A 26,285-nucleotide genomic window follows, 5' to 3' on the forward strand; every position below is an offset into this window, starting at 1 on the left:
AGCATCCCGCATGCCGTACTTCGCTTCCGGGCGCGCTGATCGGGCAGCGCTCCCTCGCTGGTGCTCGGTGCACCGCGCGCCGGCCCTCGGCCCTCGAGCGGCAGGCGTGTCTCCCGCGGGTTGTCAGGGGCTTGTGAAAGAGGGGTGTGAATGTCGAGAAGAACATATTGCGAACAAAGAACGGATGGAGTACATTCACCTCAAGATTGCTGGCCGACCTCGTTAACCGTTTGTCCATCCCGCGAATCCCCGCCATAAGGAGCGCCAATGTCCGCCACCGCCCTGCGTATCGTCGAAGGTTCCTCCATGGATAAGAGTAAGGCGCTCTCCGCTGCGCTGTCCCAGATCGAGCGTCAGTTCGGCAAGGGCTCGGTGATGAAGCTGGGCAAGAACGACCGTTCGATGGATGTCGATACGGTGTCCAGCGGCTCGCTCGGGCTCGACATCGCGCTCGGCATCGGCGGTCTGCCGAAGGGCCGCATCGTCGAGATCTACGGGCCGGAATCCTCGGGCAAGACCACGCTGGCGCTGCACACGGTGGCGGAAGCGCAGAAGAAGGGCGGCATCTGCGCCTTCATCGATGCCGAGCATGCGCTCGATCCGGTGTATGCGCGCAAGCTCGGCGTGAACATCGACGAGCTTCTGATCTCGCAGCCGGATACGGGTGAGCAGGCGCTGGAGATCTGCGACACCCTGGTGCGTTCCGGTGCGGTCGACGTGCTGGTGGTCGACTCCGTGGCGGCGCTGGTGCCGAAGGCCGAGCTCGAAGGCGAGATGGGCGAGTCGCTGCCGGGCCTGCAGGCCCGCCTGATGAGCCAGGCTCTGCGCAAGCTGACGGCCTCGATCAACAAGTCCAACACGATGGTGATCTTCATCAACCAGATCCGCATGAAGATCGGTGTGATGTACGGCTCGCCGGAGACCACCACCGGCGGCAATGCGCTGAAGTTCTATGCCTCGGTCCGCCTCGACATCCGCCGCATCGGCGCGATCAAGGAGCGCGACGAGGTGATCGGCAATTCCACCCGTGTGAAGGTGGTGAAGAACAAGCTGGCGCCGCCGTTCAAGCAGGTCGAGTTCGACATCATGTATGGCGAGGGCGTCTCCAAGATGGGCGAGATCCTCGATCTCGGCGTAAAGGCCGGCATCGTCGAGAAGTCCGGCGCCTGGTTCTCCTACGATAGCCAGCGTCTCGGGCAGGGACGTGAGAATTCGAAATCGTTCCTCAAGGCCAATCCGGACATGACCGCCAAGATCGAAGCCGCGATCCGCCAGAACTCCGGCCTGATCGCCGAGCAGATCCTGGCCGGCAACGCCGAGCGCGACGCCGACGCCGACGGCGAGGAGCCGACGGAGGAGTAGAGGTAAGACGGCGGCGGGTGCCGTGGACGTTGCGTTGCCGACGTTCCGGCGCCCGTTTGCAGATGTGTGGTGTTCTGCCGAAATCTGCGGTTGCTGCATGACCGAATGCAGTGAGCCTGAGTTTCCGAGCGCCGGATACGATCTTCAGCGCGAATAATCGAATGCGTGCGCGCGGACGAGCGGACCGGATCCGCGCGGCGGCACCGACATTTCCGACGCCAGTCCTGGGCGCCGGGAGCCGATCGCGAGCGTGTTGATAGCGTCTTGAGCCAATCAGGTCGTGCCGGAGCCAACAGCATGACGCGTTTGATTCTAGCGGCCGATGATCCCAGCGCCGGAGCGCTTCGGAGAGGCGGCTTTGCCGACCTGGTGGTGCCAATTCTCCATCGTTTCGTATGGGGACCGTTGCCATCAGATGCCGAGTTATCGGCTTATCTCGTCCAGCGCACCGCGCGACCGAAGCGCGGGCATTGGTTGGATTTCGCCTCGCGTGGCGACTTCATGGCGGTCGGCGGGCGGAGTCAGAGTTTTCTCGAACTTGTCGACCGTTGCGATAGCGTCGAGCTGTGGATGGGGACCCGTCCGAACGACCAGTTGGTGCTGATCTGGCTCTTGGACTATCTGCGCCATCACGCGGAGATCGCGACGAAGATCGTATTGCGGCATGTCGATGTCCCGCTATCCGATGCCCCGGCCGGGCGACTCGCCGGTCGGGCCATTGCCGGCGTAGAGCTTGCGCGTGAGCATCTCGATTTGGGCCATCTGGCATGGCAGGCGTTTCGGGCGCCCACGCCGCAAGCCTGGTTCGATCTGTTGAAGCAGGATCTCAGTGCACTGCCGCAGCTTCGCCGCTGCGTGCAGGAGATGCTCGATGAGCTTCCTGGTGTTGCGACGGGCCTGGGAGCATCGGAGCTGAGAATCCTCGAATTGCTGTCAGCCGGCTATCAGCACCCATTCGACCTGTTGCCGCATCATCGGGATCGCTTTCAACGCCGCGTCTATGACTATTGGGAGGGAGGCGCGTTGCTCGACGGTCTGGCACTGGCGCCGGCGCCGGCAATTTCGGGCCTCGCCGAACGGCCGTTCTCGGTCGAGATGCACGACAGCCGTGAACGCCTCGAGCGCTACAAGGCGAGCACGCTGTCGCTGACGCCGCTCGGCAAGGCGATCCTGGCCGGCGAGGAGGATTTCAGCAGCCATAATCCGATCCGGCGCTGGTGGGGCGGCACCGAATTGATCAACGCCAATCTCTGGCGTTGGCATGCGGTGCTCATCGCTCCGGATCCCGGCACGCCTCACGTCATTGATTGTCGCGAGCCGTGGCGCCCGATCCACTGGAACATGCGTGAGGAGGCTTACTCCGCCGCCTGGGCGTAGTCCGCCACCGGCGGGCATGAGCACACCAGATTGCGGTCGCCGTAGACGTTGTCGACGCGGCCGACCGGACACCAGTACTTGTCGGTGCGCGAGGTGCCCGCGGGGAAGCAGCCCTCGCTGCGCCGGTAGGCCCTGTTCCAGTCGTCGTCGGCGATGTCGTGCACCGTGTGCGGCGCGTGGCGCAGCGGCGAGGCCTCGATTCCAAAGCGGCCCTGTTCGACCTCGGCGATCTCCTTCCGGATCGCGATCATGGCGTCGCAGAAGCGGTCGAGCTCCGCCTTGGACTCCGATTCCGTCGGCTCGATCATCAAGGTGCCCGCCACCGGGAAGCTCATGGTCGGCGCGTGGAAGCCGTAGTCGATCAGCCGCTTGGCGATGTCGTCGACGGTGACGCCGCTGCTCTGCTTGAGCGGCCGCGGGTCGATGATGCATTCATGCGCGACGCGGCCGCGCTCGTTGCGGTAGAGCACCGGAAAATGCGCATCGAGCCGCGCCGCGACGTAGTTGGCGTTGAGGATCGCAATCTCGGTGGCGCGGGTCAGGCCGTCGCCGCCCATCAGCAGCATGTAGATGTAGGAGATGGTCAGGATCGAGGCCGAGCCGTAGGGGGCGGCCGAGACCGGCCCGATCGGATGCGCGCTCGCGCCGTCGGTCGCAGGGTGACCGGGCAGGAAGGGCGCCAGATGCGCCTTCACGCCGATCGGGCCCATGCCCGGGCCGCCGCCGCCATGCGGAATGCAGAAGGTCTTGTGCAGGTTGAAATGGCTGACATCGGCGCCGTAATCGCCGGGTCTGGCGAGGCCGACCTGCGCATTGAGGTTGGCGCCGTCGAGATAGACCTGTCCGCCGTGGGCATGGACGATGTCGCAGATGTCGCGGATGTGCTCCTCGAACACGCCATGCGTCGAGGGATAGGTGATCATGATGGCGGCGAGCTTGGCGCTATGCGCTTCCGCCTTGGCCTTGAGATCGGCGAGATCGACATTGCCGCCTGCATCGCAGCCGACCACGACCACCTCCATGCCGGCCATGTGCGCGGAGGCCGGGTTGGTGCCGTGGGCGGAGGAAGGAATCAGGCAGATGGTGCGATGGCCCTCGCCGCGGGCGGCGTAGTAGCCGCGGATCGCCAGGAGGCCGGCATATTCGCCCTGCGCGCCCGAGTTCGGCTGCAGCGACACCGCGTCATAGCCGGAGATCCGGCACAACCAGTCGGTCAGATCGGCGAACATCGTATGATAGCCGGCGGCCTGCGCGCGCGGCACGAACGGGTGCAGGCTGGCGAATTCCGGCCACGTCAGTGGAATCATCTCGGTCGTCGCGTTCAGCTTCATCGTGCAGGAGCCGAGCGGAATCATCGCGCGATCGAGCGCGAGGTCGCGGTCCGCGAGCTTGCGCAGATAGCGCAGCATCTCGGTCTCGGAGCGATGCGCGTGGAACACCGGATGGGTCAGGAACGGCCGCTGCCGCTTGAGCTCGGCCGGCAGAGCCTCGCGCGCTTCCGCCTCGATCGTCGTGTAGGAGAGCTCGCCGCCGAAAGCGCGCCAGACGGCTTCGACGACATCGGCCGTCGTGGTCTCATCGAGCGCGATCCGCAGCCTGCTGCCGTCGCGCCCGAGATTGATCCGCTCGCCTTCCGCGCGGGCGATGATCGACTCGGACTTGGCGCCGGCCTCGACGGTGACCGTGTCGAAGAAGGCCTCGCTTTCCGGCGCAAAGCCGAGCTTGCGCAGCCCTGCAGCCAGCACCGCGGTCCGCCGATGCGCGGTGCGGGCGATCGCCTTCAGCCCGTCGGGGCCATGATAGACCGCGTACATCGCGGCAATCACCGCCAGCAGCACCTGCGCCGTGCAGATGTTCGAGGTCGCCTTCTCGCGGCGGATGTGCTGCTCGCGGGTCTGCAGCGCCAGCCGATAGGCGGGAGCCCCGCGTGAATCGACGGAGAGGCCGACGATGCGGCCGGGCAGCGACCGCTTCAGCGCATCGCGCACCGCCATGTAGGCCGCATGCGGTCCGCCATAGCCCATCGGCACGCCGAAGCGCTGCGCCGAGCCGATCGCGATGTCGGCGCCGAGTTCCCCCGGCGAGGCAATCACGGTCACCGCCAGCAGGTCGGCGGCGAGGATCGCGAGCGCGCCCTTGTCATGCAGCTTGGCAATCGCGGCGCGCGGATCGCGCAGCGCGCCCGTCGTATCCGGATATTGCAGCAGGCCGCCGAACACCTCGGTGCCGTCCAGATCCTCGGCGGGGTCGCCGACGATCAGCTGCCAGCCGAGCGGCTCCGCGCGGGTGCGCAGCACCGCCAGCGTCTGCGGATGCACGTTCCGATCGACGAAGAATGCCTTGGTCTTCGCCCGCGCCGAACGCTCGGCCAGAGCCATCGCTTCCGCCGCCGCCGTGGCCTCGTCGAGCAGCGAGGCGTTGGCGACGTCGAGCCCGGTGAGATCGCAGATCATGGTCTGGAAGTTGAATAGCGCCTCCAGCCGGCCCTGGCTGATCTCCGGCTGATAGGGAGTGTAGGCCGTGTACCAAGCCGGGTTCTCCAGGATGTTGCGCTGGATCACCGCCGGCATGAGCGTGCCGGAATATCCCTGGCCGATCAGCGAGGTGAAGACCTGATTCCGCGCGGCGAGTGCGCGCATGTGCGACAATGCTTCGGGCTCGCTCAGCGCCGGCTCGAGGGTGAGCGGCGCCGTCTGCCGGATCGTGCCGGGTAGCGTCTGCGCCATCAGCTCCGCCACGCTCTTGGCGCCGACGGTCTCCAGCATCGCCGCGACGTCGCGCGGCGAGGGACCGATATGGCGGCGGGCGAAGCTGGTGGCGGCATCATCGAGCGGCTTGAGCGGCGTGGTCATGAGCAAATCCTCTATGCCTCGTCATGCCCCGCGACGGCGGGGCATCCAGTAAACAGCGACGGCGAGATCGGCAGACCGTAGCCCGGGCGAGCGCAGCGACCCGGGACCGCCGGTCCCGCATCGCTCCGCTCATGCGGGCTACGCACCGCGCGTCTCACGCCGTATGCGCCTTGTAGGCGGCCTCATCCATCAGGCCGCCGAGTTCGCCCCGGTCGGCGATCTTGAGCTTGAAGAACCAGGCCTTGCCGCCGGCGTCGGTGTTGACGAGCGCAGGCTCGTCGACGATCGCCTGGTTGACCTCGACCACCTCGCCGGTGATCGGCGCGTAGACGTCGGAGGCGGCCTTGACCGATTCGACCACAGCGGCGGCTTCCGACTTCTTCAGCGCGCGGCCGACCTGCGGCAGCTCCACGAACACGACGTCGCCGAGCTGGGCCTGCGCATAGTCGGTGATGCCAATGGTGGCTGTGTCGCCATCGATGCTGAGCCATTCATGGTCGGAGGTGTAGAGCGTGGTCATGACGTCCTTCAGCGCTTGTAGGTGTTGGGAACGAAGGGCATGGCGGCGACGCGCAGCGGCAGGCGTTGGCCGCGCACATCGGCGAACAATGGGGTGTCGAGCGCAGAGAGAGTGGTCGGCACGTAACCCATCGCGACCGGAGCATTCAGCGTCGGGCCGAAGCCACCAGAGGTGACCTGGCCGACCGGCTCGGCTGAATCGGCCGACGCGAACAGCGCAGCTCCCTCGCGCACCGGCGCGCGGCCCTCGGGCCTCAAGCCGACGCGGCGGCGTGTCGCACCGCCATCGAACTGGGCAAGGATCTTGTCAGCGCCGGGGAAGCCGCCGGCGCGCGCGCCACCGCTGCGGCGGACCTTCTGCACCGACCACTCCAGCGCGGCCTCGACCGGGGTCGTCGCCGTGTCGATGTCGTGGCCATAGAGACAGAGCCCGGCCTCGAGCCGCAGGCTGTCGCGGGCGCCCAGTCCGATCGGCAGCACGTCCTTGTCCGACAGCAGCGCTTCGGCGAGCTGCTCGGCCTTGGCGGCGGGAACGGAGATCTCGTAGCCGTCCTCGCCGGTATAGCCGGAGCGGGAGACGTAGCAGGCGAGCCCGTCGACCATGCGCGGGCCGGAATCCATGAAACGCATGCCCTCGGCATCAGCGCAGAATTTCGCCAGCACGCTCGCGGCCTTCGGCCCCTGCAACGCCAGGAGTGCCCGGTCGGTCAGCGGCTGCACCTCGCAGAGGTCGGACAGCCCGTCGCGCAGCAGCTCGATGTCGGCGTCCTTGCAGGCGGCGTTGACCACCAGCACCAGGTGCTCGCCGAAATTCGCCACCATCAGGTCATCGAGAATGCCGCCCTCGGCATTGGTGAACTGGGCATAGCGCTGCCGGCCCGGGGGAATGCCGATGACGTCCTGAGGCACCAGCCGCTCGAGCGCGGCTGCGGCGTCGGCGACCTTGCCGGATTTCGGCACCAGCGCGACCTGCCCCATGTGGGACACGTCGAACAGCCCGGCCGCGCTGCGGGTATGGAGGTGTTCCTTGAGCACGCCGGGCGCGTACTGCACCGGCATCTCATAGCCCGCGAAGGGCACCATCTTGCCGCCAAGGCTGACATGCAGCGCATGGAGCGGCGTTCGCTTCAAAAAAGGGGGGGCAGCCGGTTCAGCCATCGATCAGGGATCCTCGCGCGGTTCCTCGGGACCAGTCCCGAAAAACGCCACCGAAGCCCCATCTGTCGCTGTGCCTGAGAGTATTATCCCGTCGGCGGACGCGTCCCGGTCAAAACCGGACAAGCGTCTCTTTCCAGATGCAGTTGCAGTCGCGAGGGTCCTTTTGCCTGAGAGTTTCCGGGGCGGTTGCTCCTTCGGCGCCGACCCTTGACGTTCAACCAGAACCTCAAAGGCCAGTCTCTCCCGACGCGACTGTCGTCTATGTCCGGGACCAAACACCAGCCCGCGCAAGCTGTCAACGCGTCACGGCGGCTTTCAACCAGCTTTAGGAGCCGTGCAGCAAGCCCATGATGTTTCTGCACAGTTTCTGGACACGCGAAGTCGCCTTGTCTAAAAGCATTGCCGCCGAATTCCCGGACTTCTTCGATTGGATTGCTATGAGCGGCGTCAACGAGATCAGGTCGACCTTCCTCAATTTCTTCGCTGCGAACGGCCATGAGATCGTGCCGTCCTCGCCGCTCGTGCCGCGCAACGACCCGACCCTGATGTTCACGAACGCCGGCATGGTGCAGTTCAAGAACGTCTTCACCGGCGTCGAGAAGCGGCCCTACAACCGCGCCACGACGTCGCAGAAATGCGTGCGCGCCGGCGGCAAGCACAACGATCTCGACAATGTCGGCTACACCGCCCGGCACCACACCTTCTTCGAGATGCTCGGCAACTTCTCCTTCGGCGACTATTTCAAGGAGAACGCCATCGAGCTCGCCTGGAAGCTCGTCACCAAGGAGTTCGGCCTCCCGAAGGACAAGCTGACCGCGACCGTCTACATCGATGACGACGAAGCGTTCGGGCTCTGGAAGAAGATTGCCGGCCTGCCGGAATCGCGCATCATCCGGATCGCCGGCTCGGACAATTTCTGGCAGATGGGCGACACCGGCCCGTGCGGCCCGTGCTCGGAGATCTTCTACGACCACGGCGACAAGATCTGGGGCGGCCCGCCCGGCTCGCCGGAGGCCGATGGCGATCGCTTCATCGAGATCTGGAACCTCGTGTTCATGCAATACGAGCAGCTCGAAGGCGGGGTGCGCAATCCGCTGCCGAAGCCGTCGATCGACACCGGCGCCGGCCTGGAGCGCGTTGCCGCGGTGCTGCAGGGCAAGCACGACAATTACGACATCGACCTGTTCGTCGCCCTGATCCGCGCCATCGCCGACCTCACCAATGCCGACCCGCAGGGCCCGCAGAAGGCGTCGCTCCGCGTCATCGCCGACCATTTGCGCGCCTCGTCGTTCCTGATCTCGGACGGCGTGCTGCCCTCGAACGAGGGCCGCGGCTATGTGCTGCGCCGGATCATGCGCCGCGCGATGCGCCACGCGCAGTTGCTCGGTGCCCGCGAGCCCTTGATGCACAAGCTGGTCGGCACGCTCTCGCGCGAGATGGGCCAGGCCTATCCGGAGCTGATCCGTGCCGAGGCGCTCATCAAGGAGACGCTGCGGCTCGAAGAGACCCGCTTCCGCAAGACGCTGGAGCGCGGGCTGGCCATCCTCGACGAGAAGTCGGCCTCGCTCTCGAAGGGTGACATGTTCGACGGCGACGTCGCCTTCACCCTGTACGACACCTACGGCTTCCCGCTCGATCTCACCCAGGACGCGCTGAAGTCGCGCGGCATCAGCGTCGACCAGGCCTCCTTCACCGACGCCATGGACCGCCAGCGTGCCAAGGCGCGTGCGGCCTGGGCCGGAAGCGGCGAGGCTGCGACCGAGACCGTCTGGTTCCCGCTGCGCGAGAAGCTCGGCGCCACTGAGTTCCTCGGCTATGAGACCGAGACCGCCGAAGGCGCGGTCACCGCGCTGGTCAAGAACGGTGCCGAGGTCGACAGCCTCAAGGCCGGCGAGAGCGGCGTCATCGTCCTGAACCAGACCCCGTTCTACGGCGAGTCCGGCGGCCAGGTCGGCGACACCGGCCTCATGACCGGCGACGGCGTCCGCGTGCGCATCACCGACACCCAGAAGAAGGCTGGCGACCTGTTCGCGCACATCGGCACCGTGGAGCAGGGCACGCTCAAGCTCGGCGCGGCGCTGCAGCTCGACGTCGACCACACCAGGCGCTCGGCGATCCGCGCCAACCACTCGGCGACCCACATCCTGCACGAGGCGCTGCGCCAGGTGCTCGGCGACCACATCGCCCAGCGCGGCTCGCTGGTTTCTCCGGACCGCCTGCGCTTCGACTTCGTCCATCCGAAGCCGATCACCCCGGAAGAGCTCGCCCGCGTCGAGGACATCGCCAACGACGTCGTGCTCGAGAATGCCGAGGTTACGACCCGCCTGATGGGGCTCGACGATGCCCGCGAGGCCGGCGCCCGCGCGCTGTTCGGCGAGAAATATGGCGACGAGGTCCGCGTCGTCTCGATGGGCAACGCCGCGCGTGATCACGGCAATAACGCCCAAGGTTCTAATACATTGGGCTGGTCGGTCGAGCTGTGCGGCGGCACCCATGTCAGGCGCACCGGCGACATCGGCCTGATCGCGGTCACCTCGGAGAGTGCGGTGGCGTCCGGTGTCCGCCGCATCGAGGCGCTGACGGCGCGCGGCGCCCGTGCGCATGCCAACCACAACCTCTCGCTCGCCAAGGCGGCGGCGGCCGAGCTGCGCACCACGGTCGAGGACGTGCCGGCGCGCATCACCGCGCTGATGGAGGAGCGCAAGAAGCTTGAGCGCGAGCTGTCGGACGCGCGCAAGAAGCTCGCGATGGGCAGCGGCACCTCGATCGGCAATGGCTCGCCTGCTGCCGGCGTCCGCGACGTCGGCGGCGTGAAGCTGATGGCGCGCGCGGTCACCGGCATCGAGATGAAGGATCTGAAGTCGCTGGCCGACGACGCCAAGAAGCAGCTCGGCTCCGGCGTGGTCGCGCTCGTCGCAACCTCGGAGGACGGCAAGGCCGGGGTCGTGGTCGGCGTCACCGCCGATCTCACTTCGCGTTTCAATGCGGTCGACCTCGTGCGGGCTGCGTCCGAGGCGCTCGGCGGCAAGGGCGGCGGCGGCCGTCCCGACATGGCCCAGGCCGGCGGTCCCGACGGCTCCAAGGCGGAGGCTGCGCTGGCCGCGATCGAGAGCGCGATCAGCAAGGCAGGCTGACCGTGCCGACGCTCGGGCCGGGCGAGAGCGTTCGCGATCCCGATCTGCGCGACCGGCTGTACGAGCTGCTCGAGCACGACCATCTGCCGAGCACGCACGGCTCGCGCGTCGTCCAGTTCATCGTGCTCGTCATCACGCTCGACGTGCTGGCGGTGGTGCTGGCCTCCGACCCGGACATCGCGGCCGCCATTGGCGGATTGCTGCGAGCGATCAAGGTCTGTTCGCTGATCGTGTTTGCCGCGGAGTATGTCGCTCGGCTCTGGAGCGTGGCGGGGCACATGCCGCGGCGCCAGTCGCCGCACCGGGAGCGGCTCGCCTACGCCTTGTCAGCGCTCGGCCTGATCGATCTCCTGTCCTTCGTGCCGGCCGCGATTGCGCTCGTGCTCGGCGACCGCAGCCTGGAAGCGGTGTGCATCGTGCTGCCGTTCCTCAAGCTGGTGCGCTATTCGCCGGCGCTGCGCTCGCTGCTGTCGGCGGTGCAGGCCGAGCGGCGCATCCTGATCGGCTGCCTCGTCATCCTGGCCGGCGCGGTGCTGCTGTTCGCCTCGCTGCTCTATGCGGTCGAGCGCGACGTCCAGCCCGACAAGTTCGGCACCATCCCGCACGCGATGTGGTGGGCGATCGTGACGCTCGGCACCGTCGGCTATGGCGATGTCGTGCCGGTGACGCCGCTCGGCCGCATCATCACGGTGTTCGCGATCATCTGGGGCTTCGCCATGATCGCGCTGCCGGTCGCGATCATCTCCACCGCGTTCGCCGAGGAGATCAAGCGGCGCGACTTCGTCGTCACCTGGGGCATGCTGGCGCGGGTGCCGCTGTTCTCGCATCTTTCGGCGTCCGAAATCGCCGACATCATGCGGCTGCTGCGCGCGCGCACGATCGAATCCGGCGAGGTGCTGGTGCGGCGCGGCGATGCCGCCTCCTCGATGTATTTCATCACTGCCGGCGAGGTCGAGATCGAGCTGCCGACGCAATGCGTCAAGCTCGCCGACGGCACGTTCTTCGGCGAGATCGCGCTGCTGCACCGGACCAAGCGCTCGGGCACCGTGACGGCGACGCGCAAGACCCGGCTGCTGGTGCTCGACGCGCAGGATTTCCATGCGCTGATCGCGCGGATGCCGGCGCTCGCCGCGCATGTCCGGACCATCGCCAAGGCGCGCATGGCCGATTCCGGCGACCTCGCCCTTGCCGAGCTGTCGCAGGCCGAGCACGACGACCAGACGGACGAGTAGGGGCTGCGCGCGGATTCCGTACGTCGTTGGCGACGGCAGGCGCGCGTCTCATTCCATCTTCCAACGAGTCAAACAGCCGGGCGCGCGCGCACCATCCCGCGGCGCGATTGCACCCAGGAGATGCGGAAGACGTCCGCCCTCGAGAGTGATGAGGGCGCAGGGAATGCCGGGTGAGGGCCTCACCCATGGCCCGCCTGCGGAAAAAAATGCAGGCGGCAGGTACCACAGGCAAAGCCGGTTCATCCGGCATTCCCTGCGCGGCGGTTTTAACGCTTATACGCGATCTCCTCGGTGCACCGGGCTTGTTGGCCACCGTGCGCGACGACGCGCTTCTCGCTCGCCGCCGCGGGGACACCAGCTTCGGGGTGTCAGGACCACGCGACTTCACGTCCGCGAGCGCATCAATCGTCCGCGCATGAAGCGCGCTGATGCCCTCACGTCCACCGCATTGCCGGCCCAACGTTTCGTGACGACGCGTACGCCCCTCATCCAGACCGGAACGTGGAGAGAATAGACATGATTTGCTGATTTTCGGAAGTGGTTTATTTTTGCACGAAGCTCTTGAAACGGGCGATGGCGTTGAAGCTGCTGATGAAATGCGCCGTTCCGGCAAAGGCCGATTTGGGGTGGCCGAGACCAATTTCGTTGCATGAACGGCCGGGACGCTGCTCGTCGGGCAAATCAACGACGACAGGTCACGACCGAATTTGGCCCGATCGCTCCGACTCGCCCGGCGCAGCAAGTCGGCGGCCGTCTGCGGCACAATGGCCCTGGCGCTCAAACGTTCGAGACGGCGGCTTGTGACCGTTGCGGACGTTGCAAACGCAAGCGTTACAGGTAAATCGCGCAACCTCGCTCCTTGAGCTCAGCGAACCAGTCCGGGTGGGAAATCGTCGTCACCCAGCGCAGATCGAGCTTTTCGAGGCGTGGAAGCTTGAGCAGCGCTTCCGGCAATGCGGCGACAGGGTTCCCTCTCAAGTCGATCTGCCGCAGCTCCACCATTGAACCGATCTCTTCCGGCAAATGGGTCAAGCTGTTGTTCCTGAGATGCAGCTCACGCAGCCGCGTCAGCTTGGAAATGGTCGTCGGCAGAGTCGTCAGGCGGTTGTCGGTCACGCGAAGTTCGAGAAGTCCCGACATCTCGGTAACCGCGTCGGGCAGCCTCTCGAATTCGTTTGCACTGATGTTGAGGTAGCGCAGCCGGGTAAGTCGCCCCAACGACGGCGGAAGCTCTTTCAGCGCGTTGTCGTGCAAGTACAGGAAGTCGCTCAGGCCGACGAGTTCGCCTAGCGCAGCCGGAATCTGCCGCAACAGGTTATGGCCCAGGTCCAGCGTTCTCAGGGCGCGCAGCTCGCCGACCCTGTCCGAGAGCTCCACCAGGCGATTGTCGGCCAGCACGAGCGATTGCAGGTTCGTCCGATCCCAGACATGATCCGGCACGGCGCCGAGCGCCTGTTTCCACAACGACAAGTGCAAGTCCGACGCGTTCCTCACGGCCGGATCATGCCTCGACTTCACCCGGAGACCAAGGGCGCTTCTGGCCCGTCTCGGGCCTTTCGGTCCGCGGCGGAAGTTTACGCTATCAGGGTGCAACTGGAAATAAGCTGGCAGTGACGCCACAAGGCAGTTTTTGACCCGAAGCTGGCTGACCCTCGGCTGACGCGTAACTGGTGTTTACACACTTAAACCGCACAACTGCCGATGCAATTCTGATGGGCTGGATGTCATGGGGATCGATGCCTTGAGAACGGCAATTGCATTGCTGCTTGTTGCCGCTGCGCTGTTAGTATCAGCACGGGCTGAGAACGACAGACTGCGTCAAGTGGTCTCTAACCTCAAAGCCTGCGTCCGCACGTATGCACCGACGGCCAAAGCCGCTGGGGTTGAGACAACAGACGATGCCGTCAATTTCCTGATCGAGACATGCAGCCCACAGCCTAGTCATCTTGCGCCAGAGAACGTGGGCGCGATCCCTCCTGGTCTGCTTCGGGACGCCGTTCGCGATGAGTGGAATGCCCTCGTTCAAGATGCGCAGCCTCGCTAGGAAGTTGCCTCGGCCCGAGAGCTCTCGAACTCGCAGCTCCTCTCCAATGACGCGCGGAGACATCGTGCTTCCAGGCGAGCCGCTCGTGAGCGTAGCGACATACGGACGGCTTCACGTGGTCGGACCTGAACAGCAGATATTCCGCAGTGCGGCATGTGACGCTCATGTCACAGTTACGGTTATACCGACTCCCAAATATAATATGACTATTCAAAGGCGCCTCGGCGCTTGCTAGGATTGCCATCCAATCTCAGGTTGACGAAATCGCCCCTCGAATGGGCGGCGGCCGGGGATTGAGCCGTGGGGAAGCGCGTGCCGGGACGGAGGCTCTGGGCCGGGCGCGACAGAACAACATCCAGAGCCTGGGGACGCTGCGAGGAGCAGGAAAAATGAGTGGGTTTGCGACGACCGCGCGCATGTGCGGCGTAGGGGTTGCTTTGTCTTGTTTGTTGGGTGGCGGTGGTGCGGTCGCGGCCGATCTGCCGATGAAGGCGCCGCCGATTCCCTATGCGGGTGTCGATGATTTCTGGACGCGGCCGTATCTGTTCGGCGATCTCGGCCGGACCAGGCTGAAGGAGCAGGGCATCTCGCTCGCGCTCACGCTCGGCGACGAAGCCGTCACCAATCTGTCGGGTGGCTCGCGCAACACCGCGGCCAATGCCGGGCAATTGTGGTTCGAGGCCAAGTTCGACATGGCCAAGCTCGCCGGCATCCAGGGCGGCATGATCGGCGTGACGCTGGTCGATCGCTTCGGCAAGAATCTCAACAGCGAGGCCGGCATTCCGGCGCTGCAGCTGACCAACGAGGTGTTCGGCCGCGGCAACATCCTGCGCCTCACCGAGTTCTACTATCAGCAGAAGCTGTTCGACGACCGCCTCGTGCTCAAGGGCGGCCGGCTGCCGGTCGGCTCCGACTTCTTCTTCGGCCAGTGCGAGTTCATCAACCTGACCTTCTGCGGCGGCCAGCCGGGCAACATCCAGGGCGGCTACATCTACAACTGGCCGGTGAGCCAGTGGGCCGGCGTCGTGCACTACAACTTCACCAAGGAATGGAAGCTGTCGGTCGGCGTCTACGACGCCAATCCGAACTATCTGACGACGTCGGACGCGGGCGTCTATCTCGCGCCGGGCATTCCGCGCTCGAATCCGGCCGCAGGCGTCTTGGTGCCGGTCGAGGTGGTGTATGAACCGAGCGGTCCGCTCAACGGCACCTGGCGCGTCGGCGGCTGGTATGACAGCGCCTCGACCATCGACGGCGGTCTGCCCGGCATCACCGGCGTGTATGCCGGCGGCCCCGGCGTCGGCGATCAGAACCTCAGCAGCCAGCGCGGCCGCTACGGCTTCTACGAATCGATCCTGCAGCGGTTGACGGTCGAGGGTCCCAAGGCGCAGGGCTGGTACACCTTCCTCAACACCAGCGTCGCCGATCACCGCACCGCGTATCAGGACTACCAGATCTCCTGGGGCGTCAAGCACACCGGCACCTTCTCGTTCCGTCCCGACGACGAGGTCGGCTTCGCGGTCGGCACCACGCATGTCAACTCGGCGGCGCTGACGCCGAATGCGGGCGGCAACGAGGTGCCGATCGAGGCCTGGTATGGCTGGCAGGCGACCGGCTGGATGAACCTGAAGTTCGACGCCCAGTATGTCATCAATCCGGGCGGGCGGGGCTTCAATGGCGCCGGTGTCAAAACCGGCAATGCGGTGGTTCTCGGCCTGCGGACGGTGGTGCACTTCTGATCCTGTGATGTGAGCCGATGGGGCGGGTGTGCAGCATCCGCCCCATCGCGCGAGGCGCGCCCGGCTCACCGAACCGATGAGGAGCCGGCGCATCCTGCCCGTCCGGGTGGGCCGCGATGCGATGACGTCGATTGACTCTTTCGCATTGCGGCACGACATCTCCTGGACCGCGACGCCGAGCCGCCAGGAGATCGCCATGACCGCAACAGACGTCCATCTCGCTCCTGGCCAGCGCCTGGGCGACGAGGTCGTGGACTGGCTCACCAACGGCACCCGCGACGAGCGCTTCATCGACAACATCTTCGCGCAGATGTGCATCCGGCTGCAGCGCGCCGGCATTCCGCTCAAGCGCGCCTCGCTGCACGTTCAGATCAACCATCCGCAATGGCTCGGCGCCCGGATGCTGTGGAGCGACGGCATGCAAGGGGCCGAGATCGCCCGCATCGACTACGACGTCCGCGAGCGGTCCGAATTCATCGGCAGCCCCGGCGCCGAAATCTACGGCGGTGCCGAGGAGATTCGCGAAGATCTGGCGCGCGATCCCAGGCTCGGCCGTCAGCATGCGATCTATGACGAGATGCGGGCGCAGGGCCTGACCGACTACGTCGCCTGGCCGATGTATCACACGCTCGGCAAGCGGCATTTCGTGACGTTCGCGACCGATCGCCACGGTGGCTTCGACCAGGCCGACATCGACGCGCTGCAGCGGCTGCTGCCGGTGCTGGCGCTGGTGAGCGAGATTCGCATCAAGAACCGCCTGGCGCGGACGTTGCTGGAGACCTATGTCGGGCCGCATGCGGCCGAGATGGTCCTGGCGGGAGCGACGCGGCGCGGCAGCGGCACGACGGTGCGCGCGGCGATCATGATCTGCGACCTCAGAGACTTCACCAGGATCTCCGACAACTGGCCGCGCGACGATGTCATCGATCTGCTCAACGGCTATTTCGACGCGATGGTGGAACCGATCACGCAGCACGGCGGCGAGATCCTGAAGTTCATCGGCGACGGCCTGCTCGCGATCTTTCCGCTCACCGAGCCCGCAGCCTGTGCCAACCTGCTGCATGCCGTGACTGGCGCCAGGCAGGCGATGGCGGAGCTGAACGCACGCAACGCCGAGAGCGGCCGGGCGCCGCTCCGCTACGGCATCGGCATCCATGTCGGTGACGTGATGTACGGCAACATCGGCTCGCAGACACGTCTGGATTTCACGGTGATCGGACCCGCGGTCAACATGGCCTCGCGCATGGAGGCGCTGACCAAGCAGGTCGGCCGTCCCGTGCTGATGTCGCGTGCGTTTGCCGAGCTCGTCGAGGGCCCGTTCGCGCTGGAGCGCGTCGGCGAATTTCCGGTACGCGGCTTCAGCGACCCGATCGAGCTGTTTTCGTTCGAGGGGTAGCGAATTCGGGCAGGGCCGTGTCGATCGACTGAGCCTAGCCCAGCCGGGGCGGGTGCCAGAAAACAACATCCGGCGCGAACAAGACGATTGCGATGGCGATGGGCCCTCCGGCAACCAAGATCATGATGATCGCCCGCGACGACAGTCTTTGGGCATGCGGAAGGAAGGTCAGTGCGCGGATCGCTGCTCCGGTCAAGAAGCCTGCTCTCGCAATCGGCAGCAGCGGAATGGCGAGCAGATCGTTGAGTGTACAGGTGCTGTGACAACGATCCGACGCTGGCGACCACCAATGCCGTATCCCGTCGAACGCAGTCAGCAGCACGACGATCAGCGTCGCCACGAGCAACGCCCGCCACGACGGCATTAGAACAGCGATCGCGTAGGAGACGATGCATGCGGCGAGCACCTGCGTCAGGATGTCGAGCATCGTCCGCCCGCGAGTGGATTCTCATCCAAAAAGGGCGCCACCACCTCGCGCGTCTCCGCGCTGGTCACCACCGGCACGATCTCGAAGGTCATGCCGGTGTCGCGGGCGTTGGCGAGAACCCATTGCTGCAGCAGGCGGGCGTCGTCGCATTCCATCAGCTGGAAGCAGCGGTCGAAGTTCGGCTCGATCCAGCTGCCGAGATATTTGAGCCCTTCGGGAAACGTGATGCCGGGATCGCGCACGCGGCGGTAGACCGGAATCGGATCGCGGTCCTTGAAACGTTCGATCACCATGAACAGCATGCGCGCCTCCGGTTGCCGCCCATTGTGGGCGAGTTCGCGCGCCTGTTCCAGATCGCCCCGGTTGTCTCGTCTCCGGACGCGGCCGTCCGCTCAGCGCCGCCCGGCCATCATCCGGCCGATGCAATTGTTGAACGACATCGTGTTGCCGCCGGCGCCGTTGCGGCCGTATTCCCAATGGCCGGTGGCGGGATTGCAGCGGCCGCCGATCTCGATCGCGCAGCGCTGGCTGATGCTGGTGCAGCGGCCGCCGCCGCTGACGCGCTTCGGCTCCGGCTCGGAGCGCGCCGCCACCGCCGGCTCCTTCTTGCGCGCCGGCTCGTCGCGCCTGAGCGCCTCGTCCGGCTTCTTCGCGACCGGCTCGTCCTTGCGCCTCACGCAATCGCCATCCCCGTCGCGCGCCTGACCGGCGGGGCAGGCGATAGCGACGCAAGCATCGCCGTCGGCGCGCTGGCCTTTGGGGCAGAGCACCGGGCAGACACGGGCCGTCTTCGCCTTGACGGCGTCGAGCGCGTCGAGGCTGGCGAGCTTGGTATCGAACCGGGTGCCAGCCTGCTTGTTGAAGCGCTCCAGCGCCCGGCGCGCGTTGAGATCCCAGGTGCCGTCGCTGTCGGAGGTGCTGCAGCCGACGCGCCGCAGTTCGCTGGCAAGCTCGCGTGCCGGGTCCGGCGGCGCGACCTTGTCCGCGGGCGGCGGCAACGCCGCGACCATCGCGGGCTTGGCTGGCTCGGACGCCGCGGGCGGCTTGTCCGCACGTTGCCCTGACGCTTCGGGCGGGCTGCGCGTGACGTCGGTCGTGGCGGGCGCGGCGACGTTGGCTGCCGCCGGCGCGAGCTTGGCGCGCTGCGCCCTGGCGAGCGCGGCGTAGAATCCGCTTGGATACTTCTCGATGAAGGCATCGAACGCCGCCTCGCTGCCGATGCGCTCGGCGAGCTCGTAGTCGCGCCGCATCGCCGCGTCGGAATCGGCCGCCGCGCTCGGAGCTTGCACGACCGGCACCAGCGCCACGTCGTTGCCGCCGAGCGATCCGTAGACATAGGGCTCCTGGCGATAGCCGGTCGCCTTCAGCACGTCGTCGCGGACGAAGCCGAACGCGCGGCGCAGATCGAGGCCGGGCTTTGGCAGATGCGCCACCAGCGCCGTTGCGAACGGGCTGTTGCTGGCGTCGCCGTCGGCGGCGGTCGACCCGGCCTTGGCCGAGAATGCGATCATCGTGTTCGGGCTCGACGGCTCGACCTTGGCGAGGCCGCGTCCGATGCTGCGCGAGGCGACGCTGCGCTTCATCGTCTTGGCGAACGGATTGTCGCGGCAGGCGTCGAGCACGACGAGGCGCAACTGCTTGGCCGGCTCGATCGCGAACAGCACGCGCTCGAGCGCGATCGCCTCGTCGAGAACGTCGCTGTCCGCCTCCAGCGCGGCATCGGTCGGGATCAGATAGTTGGTGCCGTCGAGCTCGATGCCGTGGCCGGCGTAGTAGATCACCGCGACCTCGGCCTCGCGCGCCCGCGCCCCGAACTCGCGCAAGGCCCGGCGCATCTCCTGCACGCCGAGATCGAGCCTGACGTCGACGCGCTCGAAGCCGGCGTTGCGGAACATGTCGCCGACGAGCTTCGCATCGTTGGCCGGGTTCGATAGCCTGGCGACAGTCTTGTAGGCGGAGTTGCCGATGATCAGCGCGACGCGCTTGTCCGCCAGCGCGGCGGTGCTGCCTGAACTGATGAGAACGAGAACAAGCAACAGGTAACGCAATGCCGTCATGACAGCCCCGGAGTCGGTCGTGCGTCAGACTATCCGGCAATATCGGCAAAGCAAGGTCGTCGGCCTTGAGCGATGACCGCTCGCACTACTGTCCGGAGGGCGTGCGCAGGCCGTGCCAGGCGTCGCGCACCTGGTGGTAGTGCACCTCGGGCAGATAGTCCGGCGTATTCAGATTGAGGTTCTTGACGTCGAGCCGGCCGATCGCGCTGAGCAGCGTATAGGAGGCGATGACGCGGTCGCGCTGCGCGCCGATCAGCCGTGCCTTGGCCTGGATCAGATCGGCCTGCGAGTTCAGCACGTCGACCGTCGTGCGCTGGCCGCCCTGGGCCTCGCGCGAGACGCCTTGCAGCGCGATGGTGGCGGCCTTCACCTCGGCCTCGGAGGCGCTGACGGCGACCTTGGCACCCTCGTTGGCAACCCAGGCGCTGACCACCGCAGTTCGCGCCTGGTTGCGGACCTGGTCGAGCACGAGGCGGCTCTGCGCCGCGAGCTCCTTGCTCTGGCGGGTCTGCGACGCCGCCGTGCCGCCGTCATAGATCGGCGCGGTGATGCTGCCGACGATCGAGGCCTGGTCGGTGCCGAAGGTACCCAGCGTCTGATCCGAATCGCGGCTGCGGCTGACACCGCCCTGCAGGGTCACGCTCGGCAGCAGCGCGCCCTCGGCGACCTTGATCGAGGTCGAGGCCACGTCGACGTCGAAGCTCGCCGCAGCCACGGCCGGATTTTCCTTGTTGCCGAGCGCAATCGCGTCCTCGCGGCTGCGCGGCAGCAGGCGATCGATCGGGTCGGCCGCGCGCAGCTGGCCCGGCGCCATGCCGATGACCTGGGCATAGGTCGCCTGGCTGATGGCGAGGTTGACCTCGGCGGCGTTGAGATCGGACAGCCCGCGCGACAGCCGCGCCTCGGCCTGCGAGGCGTCGGTCGGCGTGACGTCGCCGGCATTGAGACGGCGCTGCGTGACCGAGAGCGTCTCGCGCAGGAAGGCGACGTTGGAGCGCTGTGCCTCGACCAGCGACTGGTTGGCGAGCACATTGGTGTAGGCGGTGACGGCGTCGAGCAGCACGCCCTGGCCGACATTGCGCAGCGCCTCGCGGCCCGACTGCACCTGCAGCTCGGCCATGCGGACGCTGTTGGCGGTCCGGAAGCCGTTGAACAGCGTCTGCGTAACGGTGACGCCGATGGTCCAGGGCTTCAATGTCGCGGTCTGGATCGTGTTGTTGGGCAGCAGATTGCGCACCGCCTGCAGGCCGGCGCCGAGGCTCGCGATCAGTTGCGGACGATAGCCGGCGAGCGCCTGCGGCACGTTCTCGTCGGTGGCGCGCTGGCGCGCGCGCTCCGCATTCAGCGCCGGATTGGTCTGATAGGCTTTCGCGAGCGCGGCGGCGAGATCCTCGGCGCGCGCAGGCGAGCACACGACGACAAGGCTGCCCGCGAGGGTCAGGCCGAGGCCGATCCTTCGCACACGCATCTTGCCGACGCCAAATTCTTTGGCTCGACCCACCATCCGACTCCGCCGCGTCTCACTGTCTTAACCAGTTGTTTACCTGTTTAGGGCGGATGGCGGCCACACACAAACCGCCGATGTGGAATCTGGCGGGCTTTTCCATGGTTTGTTGTGGCGTGCTCGCCACAGGCCGTTTGTCGCAGTGCTGCGGCCCGGCGCGCGGATACGCGCTTGGTAAGCGGGTGAGGTGCACCCGGCGACATGAGAGGCAGATCGATTCGTTCAGCTGCGAGTGACCCGCAGCAATCTCAGCGGTTCTTGTTCACCGGCTTGCGCTTCTCGATGAACGCGGCCATGCCCTCGGCGCGGTCTTCGAGCGCGAAGGTGGCGTGGAACAGGTTGCGCTCGACATTCATGCCTTCGGACAGCGGGGTCTCGAAGGCGCGGTTGACGGCCTCCTTGGCCATCGCCGCTGCCGGGCGCGACATCGATGCGATCTTCTCGGCCGCAGCCATCACCTCATCCATCAGCCTGTCGGCCGGCACGATGCGGCTGACGAGGCCGGAGCGTTCGGCCTCGGCCGCATCCATCATGCGGCCGGTGAGGCAGAGGTCCATCGCCTTGGCCTTGCCGATCGCGCGCGTCAGGCGCTGGGTGCCGCCGATGCCCGGAATGGTGCCGAGCGTGATCTCGGGCTGGCCGAATTTCGCGGTGTCGGCAGCGATGATGAAGTCGCACATCATCGCGAGCTCGCAGCCGCCGCCGAGCGCGTAGCCGGCGACCGCCGCAATCGTCGGCTTGCGGCAGCGCGCGACGCGGTCGCCGCCGATCGCGGTGAAGTCGCTCGAGAACATGTCGATGAAGCTCTTGGGCTGCATCTCCTTGATGTCGGCGCCCGCGGCGAACGCCTTCTCGCTGCCGGTGATCACGATGCAGCCGATGGCGTCGTCGGCCTCGAGGTCATCCACCGCGGCGGCGATCTCGCGGAAGACGCCGAACGACAGCGCGTTGAGCATCTTCGGCCGGTTCAGGGTGATGATTCCGACCGCGCCTTTGCCTTCGACGATGATGTGCTCGTAAACGCTCATGATCCCACCCCGCAAATCAAAACAGCGGGCAATGTGCCCGCTGGATCGATGCGCATCAAGTAGGTGCGGCGCCGCGCGGCGCCTCAGATCATGAACATCCGTGCCGCCGAGCCCAGGGTGAGCAGGGTGCCGCAGGCGATGAAGATCTTGCCGATGATCGAGGCCTTGTCCCAGCCGGAGCTGTCGTCATTGCTGACCGTGACCATGTTCACGGTGACGTCCGAGGCCGCTGGCGCATCGCTCGGCGCGGCGTCGGCCGATTCCGCCGCGGGTGCGGCCTGAGCCTGGGCTTCGACCGGCATCGGCGCCGGGAATCCGTCCTGCTTCGCCGCCGGATCGCTCTCGGAGCCCACCGGCAAGAACGGACTGTAGCTCTGCTGTTCGGCCGCGCGGGCGAATCCAGTGCCAACGAGGCCCAGAACGAACGCGGCGGCAATGATCAATGCTGAACGTCCACTGGCTTGGATCGTCATCGTCGGCTCTCTCCCCATCCCGCCAGCCCAGGCCGGAGTGAGACCCCGACAGATGTCGAGAACGGGGCAGAAAATGGGTATCTTCCTGCCGCTCACGGCAAAAGCTGGGCGGCGCCGCACTTTGCGGCGCGGCCCATTAAACCTGATCATGCACCTTTCGATTCGGTGCTATGGAGCGGTTCCAAGACTTGCCCGGTGGCGTGCTCTCGTTGTGGCGTAACTCGGATGGTTCCGAGGCCAATGTCCGTATCACGAATTAGTGATCAGGATGCCGCGAGAGTAACAAACTGACGATTCGGGCGAATTGCTGGGGGTGGAGCGGAGTTGCGCGAGCGTGACGACGAGTGGACGGGCTGGATGCGCCAGGCCGTCGCCGGTGACGACGAGGCCTATCATCGCCTGCTGAGGGCGATCACGCCGGTGTTGCGCGCAGCATCACGGCGCGGGCTGGCGCGCGCCGGTCAGCCCCCCGACCAGGCCGAGGACATCGTGCAGGAAATTCTGTTGGCGGTTCATCTCAAGCGGCACACCTGGGACGTCCACGCGCCGTTCGCGCCCTGGCTGTTCGCGATCGCGCGCAACAAGCTGATCGACATGCTGCGCCGGCGCGGCCGGCGGGTGTTCGTCGACATCGACGATTTCTCGGAGACGCTGGCCGACGAGCCGCCGGCGCCCACCGTCTCGGCCGGCGAGGTCGAGGCGCAGCTGAAGACCCTGCCGCAGCGTCAGCGCGACGTGCTGCAGTCGATCGCAGTCGAGGCTGCCTCGATCAAGCAGACCGCGAAGAAGTTTTCCATGAGCGAGGGCGCGGTGCGGGTGGCGCTGCACCGGGCACTCGCAAGCCTCACGGCCAAGCTACGGGATACCTGACCATGGACACCGATCAGCTCATCCGCACCCTCTCGGCCGACAATGCGCAGCGCGCGCAGCCGGTCGGCATCGTGCTGGCGCTGGCCCTGATGGCGGCAACGCCGGTCTCGACCGCAATGCTGCTCATCGGCCTCGGCGTCCGGCCGGACATCTGGCTCGCGGTGCGCAATCCGTTCTTCGACCTGAAGTTCGTCGTCACCACGGCGCTGGCGATCCCGGCGCTGGTCATCAGCCTGCATCTGTCGCGCCCCGAAGCTTCGCTGCAGGGCTGGAGCTGGCTCCTGATCGCGCCGATCCTCGTCCTCGTCGGCGGCATGGCGGCGGAGATGATGCTGCCGCAGCGCACGCCGATGATGGCGCGGCTGGTCGGCCACAATTCGATGGTGTGCATGAGCGCCATTCCCGTGCTGTCGCTGCCGCTGCTGGCCGCCGCGCTGTTCGGCCTGCGCCATGGCGCGCCGTCGCGTCCGGCGATGACGGGCGCGATCGCCGGGCTGGTCTCGGCGGGCATGGCGGCGACGCTCTATGCCGCGCATTGCACCGACGATTCGCCGCTGTTCGTGGCCACCTGGTACACGGTGGCCGCGCTGATCGTGGCCGGGCTCGGGGCGCTCATCGGCGCGAGGGTGCTGCGCTATTAGCCCAGGAGGCGACTACACCTGCATCGGCGTTGCGGCGTCCTGCACGCGGTGGAAGCGCAGCACCTGCTGCGCGGTGGACCGCCGGAGCCGCTCATAGGTGGCCTTGCAGGCGTCGAGATCGGTCGTCGCGGTGGTGGCGAGCCCATCGCGCATCAGGATGATCGACTTCACCGTTGGCCATGACAGGCCTGCGACCTTGGCGAGGATCATGACGCCCTCGGCGCGGCTTTCGATCATGATGCTCTCGGCGACCGCGACCGGCACGTTGGCCATGGCTGCCACGGCGGCATTGGCCTCGTCGAACTTGCGCTGCTCGGTGAACTGCACGACGAGACGATCGTCGAGCCGGCCCTCGGCATGCAGTGAGCGCACCAGCGCGTGCGCGATCTCGGTCTGGCTGGTCAGCGCCACCGCGCTCGATCGCGCCCGCCGGCCTGCCGTCCGCACCGCCGAGGAGACCTCCTGCGCGAGCTTCGGGTTTGCCGCCTCGAGCCGCGCGCGGACCGTGGCCGACGCCTTGGCGACCAGCTTCAGATAGAGGTGGCGCGGCAGATTGGGCCGCATGGCGAGGCACGCGGCGAGGTTTTCGTCCAGCGCGGCGCGATCCGCCAGCGTGTCGAGGCTGGCCTCCGAGACGTCGGCGCCGGGATTGCTGACGGTGCTGTGAACGACCTCGTCGTTGCCGCGCCTGAGCAGGATGTCGGTGACGGCGCGGCTGAGCACGCGCCGGAGCGAGATCGCGAGCAGATGCGCCTGGCTCTTGGTCTCGGCTGTGCGGATCAGCGCGGCCTCGTCGAGCCGTTCGGACTTCGACAGCACCGGGCCTGCGACATCGATGGCGTCGTCATCGGCCAGCCGGTAGAGCGTCCGCGGCGGCGCCGACGCCAGCGGCGCCAGCCGCCGCGCGAGCAACGCGCGGGCCGAGATCTCGATGTGCTCGATCAGGCATTCGAACACGTCGTCGAACAGCGCGACCTGATCATCGGCGAAGTCCGTCGCGCCGTCGACGAACAGGTCCGTCACCTTGCGCAGGGTCTCGACCCGCCGGGCGACGGTGCCGTGCGCGAGCGTGTCCTCGAGTTCGTCGAGCAGGCTTTCGTTCGGGGCGGGTTTCGGGGTCATGCCGGGACGGCGCAGGCGCTGGTGACGCGATTGCGGCCCTGCGCCTTCGAGTCGTAGAGCGCACGATCGGCCCGGGCGAGCAGCGAATCGGCGGTCTCGTCGCCGCGCGGGGTGGCCACGCCGGCCGAGAACGTGACCTGCAGGCCGGTCGAAAACGCACTCCAGTCGAGGCCGGCGATGATCTGGCGCAATCGTTCGGCGAGCCGCGCCGCGGCGTCGGCCGGTGCGCCCGGCAGCACCAGCAGGAATTCCTCGCCGCCGTAGCGGCCGAAGCGGTCGCTGCCGCGAATGTTGGCGAAGATGGTGATGGCGAAGGTGCGCAGCACGTCGTCGCCGGTCGGATGACCATGCGTGTCGTTGATGCGCTTGAACCAGTCGAGATCGATCAGCACGACCGAGCAGGGCTGGCCGCCCTGCCGCGCCTGCGCCATCTCCTCGTCCAGCACATCCATGATCGAGCGCCGGTTCAGCGCGCCGGTGAGCTCGTCGATCTCGGCCAGCTCCTCGATGCGGCGATAGGCTTCCTTGAGCTTCTGTCCGCGCTGGTACAGCGTCTCGCGCAGCGCGCTGGAGAAGATGCCGAGGAACATGCAGCCGGCGATGGTGAGGAGGAAGACCAGGAGCGTCGCGAGCCGCTCGAGGCCGCTGTCGTGCGGCATGCCGAGCGGCTTGTCGGTGAGCAGGAACAATCCCGCCAGCCCGATCGCGAGGAACGTCCAGCAGATCGCGCTCTGGCGCGGCGTCGCCCGCAGCGAGGCAAAGGCGACGACGATGTACAGCGTGCACAGGAAGAGGATGCTGACTTCGGGCGCGATGTAGCAGAACGCGACCGTGATCATCATGCTGGCGAGCGATTGCGGCACCACGAGGTAGTGGTCGCGGAAACGGTCGTTGAAGCCGCTCTCCGACAAAGCGGTCCACAGCGCGACGGTCAGAATGCCGGTCGCTGCGTAGGCTGGCGCGATCGCGACCGGGACGGTTCCCGCCTCTGCGTAGATCAGCAGGATGACGGCGTCGATCAGGTAGCATCCGGCGACCAGCGCCAGCATCTGCCGGCGCCGCCCGGCACGACGCGCGCGCAGGTCGCTGGCCGGAGACGGTTGCGCGTCCCCGGCCTCAGCGACATTCGGACTGGGAATAGGCGGTGCCGTCGTGCCCATGTGCTCGCGATTCTTCGTCGTTGGCTTAAAATCTACGTGGGAAAGCATTTAACTTTGGTATCTATGGGCATGGACGAAGAGGCCGCCGGCGTCGTGCTGCGACGGGGAATCTACGGCTTTCAGGGCGTGCAGTTGGCGGGAACGGGCGGAACATGGTAGGCGGGAACCCGCTGGTCACGATCGACCTGGG

General features: G+C 66.6%; 20 protein-coding genes and 1 riboswitch. Of the genes, 8 read left to right on the plus strand and 12 right to left on the minus strand.

Features of this window, described 5'->3' with window-relative positions:
• The first annotated feature begins 267 nt into the window (after nt 1-267).
• Together recA and ACQR0U_RS27690 are read left to right on the plus strand one after the other, a co-directional pair.
• Nucleotides 268-1,362, plus strand: coding sequence for a recombinase RecA (gene recA / locus ACQR0U_RS27685; protein ID WP_315716064.1), 1,095 nt, complete (start codon nt 268-270; stop codon nt 1,360-1,362).
• A 297-nt stretch (nt 1,363-1,659) separates the two neighbouring features.
• Complete coding sequence (locus ACQR0U_RS27690) at nt 1,660-2,739, plus strand: DUF1835 domain-containing protein (protein ID WP_434844019.1); 1,080 nt, start codon at nt 1,660-1,662, stop codon at nt 2,737-2,739.
• Here ACQR0U_RS27690 and gcvP read toward each other — a convergent pair.
• The 3 genes from gcvP to gcvT form a co-directional block, all read right to left on the minus strand.
• Complete coding sequence (gene gcvP / locus ACQR0U_RS27695) at nt 2,718-5,591, minus strand: aminomethyl-transferring glycine dehydrogenase (protein WP_315716066.1); 2,874 nt, start codon at nt 5,589-5,591, stop codon at nt 2,718-2,720. The genes ACQR0U_RS27690 and gcvP overlap by 22 nt on opposite strands.
• A 154-nt stretch (nt 5,592-5,745) precedes the next feature.
• A complete protein-coding gene (gcvH, locus tag ACQR0U_RS27700; protein WP_315716067.1) occupies nt 5,746-6,111 on the minus strand; it encodes a glycine cleavage system protein GcvH in 366 nt (121 codons plus the stop codon).
• An 8-nt stretch (nt 6,112-6,119) separates the two neighbouring features.
• The gene (gene gcvT / locus ACQR0U_RS27705; RefSeq protein WP_434844020.1) at nt 6,120-7,268 is read right to left on the minus strand and encodes a glycine cleavage system aminomethyltransferase GcvT; all 1,149 of its coding nucleotides are present in this window, start codon (nt 7,266-7,268) and stop codon (nt 6,120-6,122) included.
• Between the two features lie 145 nt (nt 7,269-7,413).
• A riboswitch (glycine riboswitch) is annotated at nt 7,414-7,524 on the minus strand.
• Nucleotides 7,525-7,705: 181 nt separating this feature from the next.
• Between gcvT and alaS the strand changes: the two genes are divergently transcribed.
• Nucleotides 7,706-10,402, plus strand: a complete 2,697-nt coding sequence (gene alaS, locus ACQR0U_RS27710) for an alanine--tRNA ligase (RefSeq protein ID WP_315753149.1) — start codon at nt 7,706-7,708, stop codon at nt 10,400-10,402.
• A gap of 2 nt (nt 10,403-10,404) precedes the next feature.
• A complete protein-coding gene (locus tag ACQR0U_RS27715; RefSeq protein WP_315828235.1) occupies nt 10,405-11,634 on the plus strand; it encodes a cyclic nucleotide-gated ion channel in 1,230 nt (409 codons plus the stop codon).
• Nucleotides 11,635-12,465: 831 nt separating this feature from the next.
• Here ACQR0U_RS27715 and ACQR0U_RS27720 read toward each other — a convergent pair.
• On the minus strand, nt 12,466-13,104 hold the full coding sequence (locus ACQR0U_RS27720; protein WP_315716071.1) for a leucine-rich repeat domain-containing protein: 639 nt from the start codon (nt 13,102-13,104) through the stop codon (nt 12,466-12,468).
• A gap of 963 nt (nt 13,105-14,067) precedes the next feature.
• On the opposite strand from ACQR0U_RS27720, the gene ACQR0U_RS27725 reads away from it, so the two are divergent.
• Complete coding sequence (locus tag ACQR0U_RS27725) at nt 14,068-15,417, plus strand: carbohydrate porin (RefSeq protein ID WP_315828237.1); 1,350 nt, start codon at nt 14,068-14,070, stop codon at nt 15,415-15,417.
• A gap of 196 nt (nt 15,418-15,613) precedes the next feature.
• On the plus strand, nt 15,614-16,813 hold the full coding sequence (locus tag ACQR0U_RS27730) for an adenylate/guanylate cyclase domain-containing protein (RefSeq protein ID WP_315753104.1): 1,200 nt from the start codon (nt 15,614-15,616) through the stop codon (nt 16,811-16,813).
• A gap of 34 nt (nt 16,814-16,847) precedes the next feature.
• Here the strand turns inward: ACQR0U_RS27730 and ACQR0U_RS27735 are convergent, their stop codons facing one another.
• From ACQR0U_RS27735 to ACQR0U_RS27760, 6 genes are all read right to left on the minus strand, one after another.
• Entirely contained in the window at nt 16,848-17,240 is a 393-nt protein-coding gene (locus tag ACQR0U_RS27735) for a hypothetical protein (protein ID WP_315716076.1), read from the minus strand.
• The gene (locus ACQR0U_RS27740; protein WP_315828238.1) at nt 17,225-17,542 is read right to left on the minus strand and encodes a DUF3303 domain-containing protein; all 318 of its coding nucleotides are present in this window, start codon (nt 17,540-17,542) and stop codon (nt 17,225-17,227) included. Before ACQR0U_RS27740 ends, ACQR0U_RS27735 begins: the two co-directional genes overlap by 16 nt.
• A gap of 90 nt (nt 17,543-17,632) precedes the next feature.
• Entirely contained in the window at nt 17,633-19,297 is a 1,665-nt protein-coding gene (locus tag ACQR0U_RS27745; protein WP_315828240.1) for a caspase family protein, read from the minus strand.
• Nucleotides 19,298-19,382: 85 nt separating this feature from the next.
• Nucleotides 19,383-20,801: a TolC family outer membrane protein gene (locus ACQR0U_RS27750; RefSeq protein WP_315753100.1), complete on the minus strand. Its 1,419-nt coding sequence runs from the start codon at nt 20,799-20,801 to the stop codon at nt 19,383-19,385.
• A 248-nt stretch (nt 20,802-21,049) separates the two neighbouring features.
• Nucleotides 21,050-21,829: an enoyl-CoA hydratase gene (locus ACQR0U_RS27755; RefSeq protein ID WP_315716080.1), complete on the minus strand. Its 780-nt coding sequence runs from the start codon at nt 21,827-21,829 to the stop codon at nt 21,050-21,052.
• An 83-nt stretch (nt 21,830-21,912) separates the two neighbouring features.
• Entirely contained in the window at nt 21,913-22,302 is a 390-nt protein-coding gene (locus ACQR0U_RS27760; protein WP_316171161.1) for a hypothetical protein, read from the minus strand.
• 324 nt (nt 22,303-22,626) lie between these two features.
• On the opposite strand from ACQR0U_RS27760, the gene ACQR0U_RS27765 reads away from it, so the two are divergent.
• Both ACQR0U_RS27765 and ACQR0U_RS27770 read left to right on the plus strand, forming a co-directional pair.
• On the plus strand, nt 22,627-23,172 hold the full coding sequence (locus ACQR0U_RS27765) for a sigma-70 family RNA polymerase sigma factor (protein WP_434844021.1): 546 nt from the start codon (nt 22,627-22,629) through the stop codon (nt 23,170-23,172).
• Between the two features lie 2 nt (nt 23,173-23,174).
• Complete coding sequence (locus tag ACQR0U_RS27770) at nt 23,175-23,813, plus strand: DUF1109 domain-containing protein (protein ID WP_316167061.1); 639 nt, start codon at nt 23,175-23,177, stop codon at nt 23,811-23,813.
• 12 nt (nt 23,814-23,825) lie between these two features.
• Here ACQR0U_RS27770 and ACQR0U_RS27775 read toward each other — a convergent pair whose 3' ends face one another.
• Both ACQR0U_RS27775 and ACQR0U_RS27780 read right to left on the minus strand, forming a co-directional pair.
• On the minus strand, nt 23,826-24,935 hold the full coding sequence (locus ACQR0U_RS27775; protein ID WP_316167060.1) for a DUF2336 domain-containing protein: 1,110 nt from the start codon (nt 24,933-24,935) through the stop codon (nt 23,826-23,828).
• Nucleotides 24,932-26,095, minus strand: coding sequence for a GGDEF domain-containing protein (locus tag ACQR0U_RS27780; protein WP_316202789.1), 1,164 nt, complete (start codon nt 26,093-26,095; stop codon nt 24,932-24,934). Before ACQR0U_RS27780 ends, ACQR0U_RS27775 begins: the two co-directional genes overlap by 4 nt.
• Nucleotides 26,096-26,285: the final 190 nt, after the last annotated feature.

It is taken from the genome of Bradyrhizobium sp. HKCCYLRH3097 (assembly GCF_051167875.1).
Classification (GTDB): domain Bacteria; phylum Pseudomonadota; class Alphaproteobacteria; order Rhizobiales; family Xanthobacteraceae; genus Bradyrhizobium.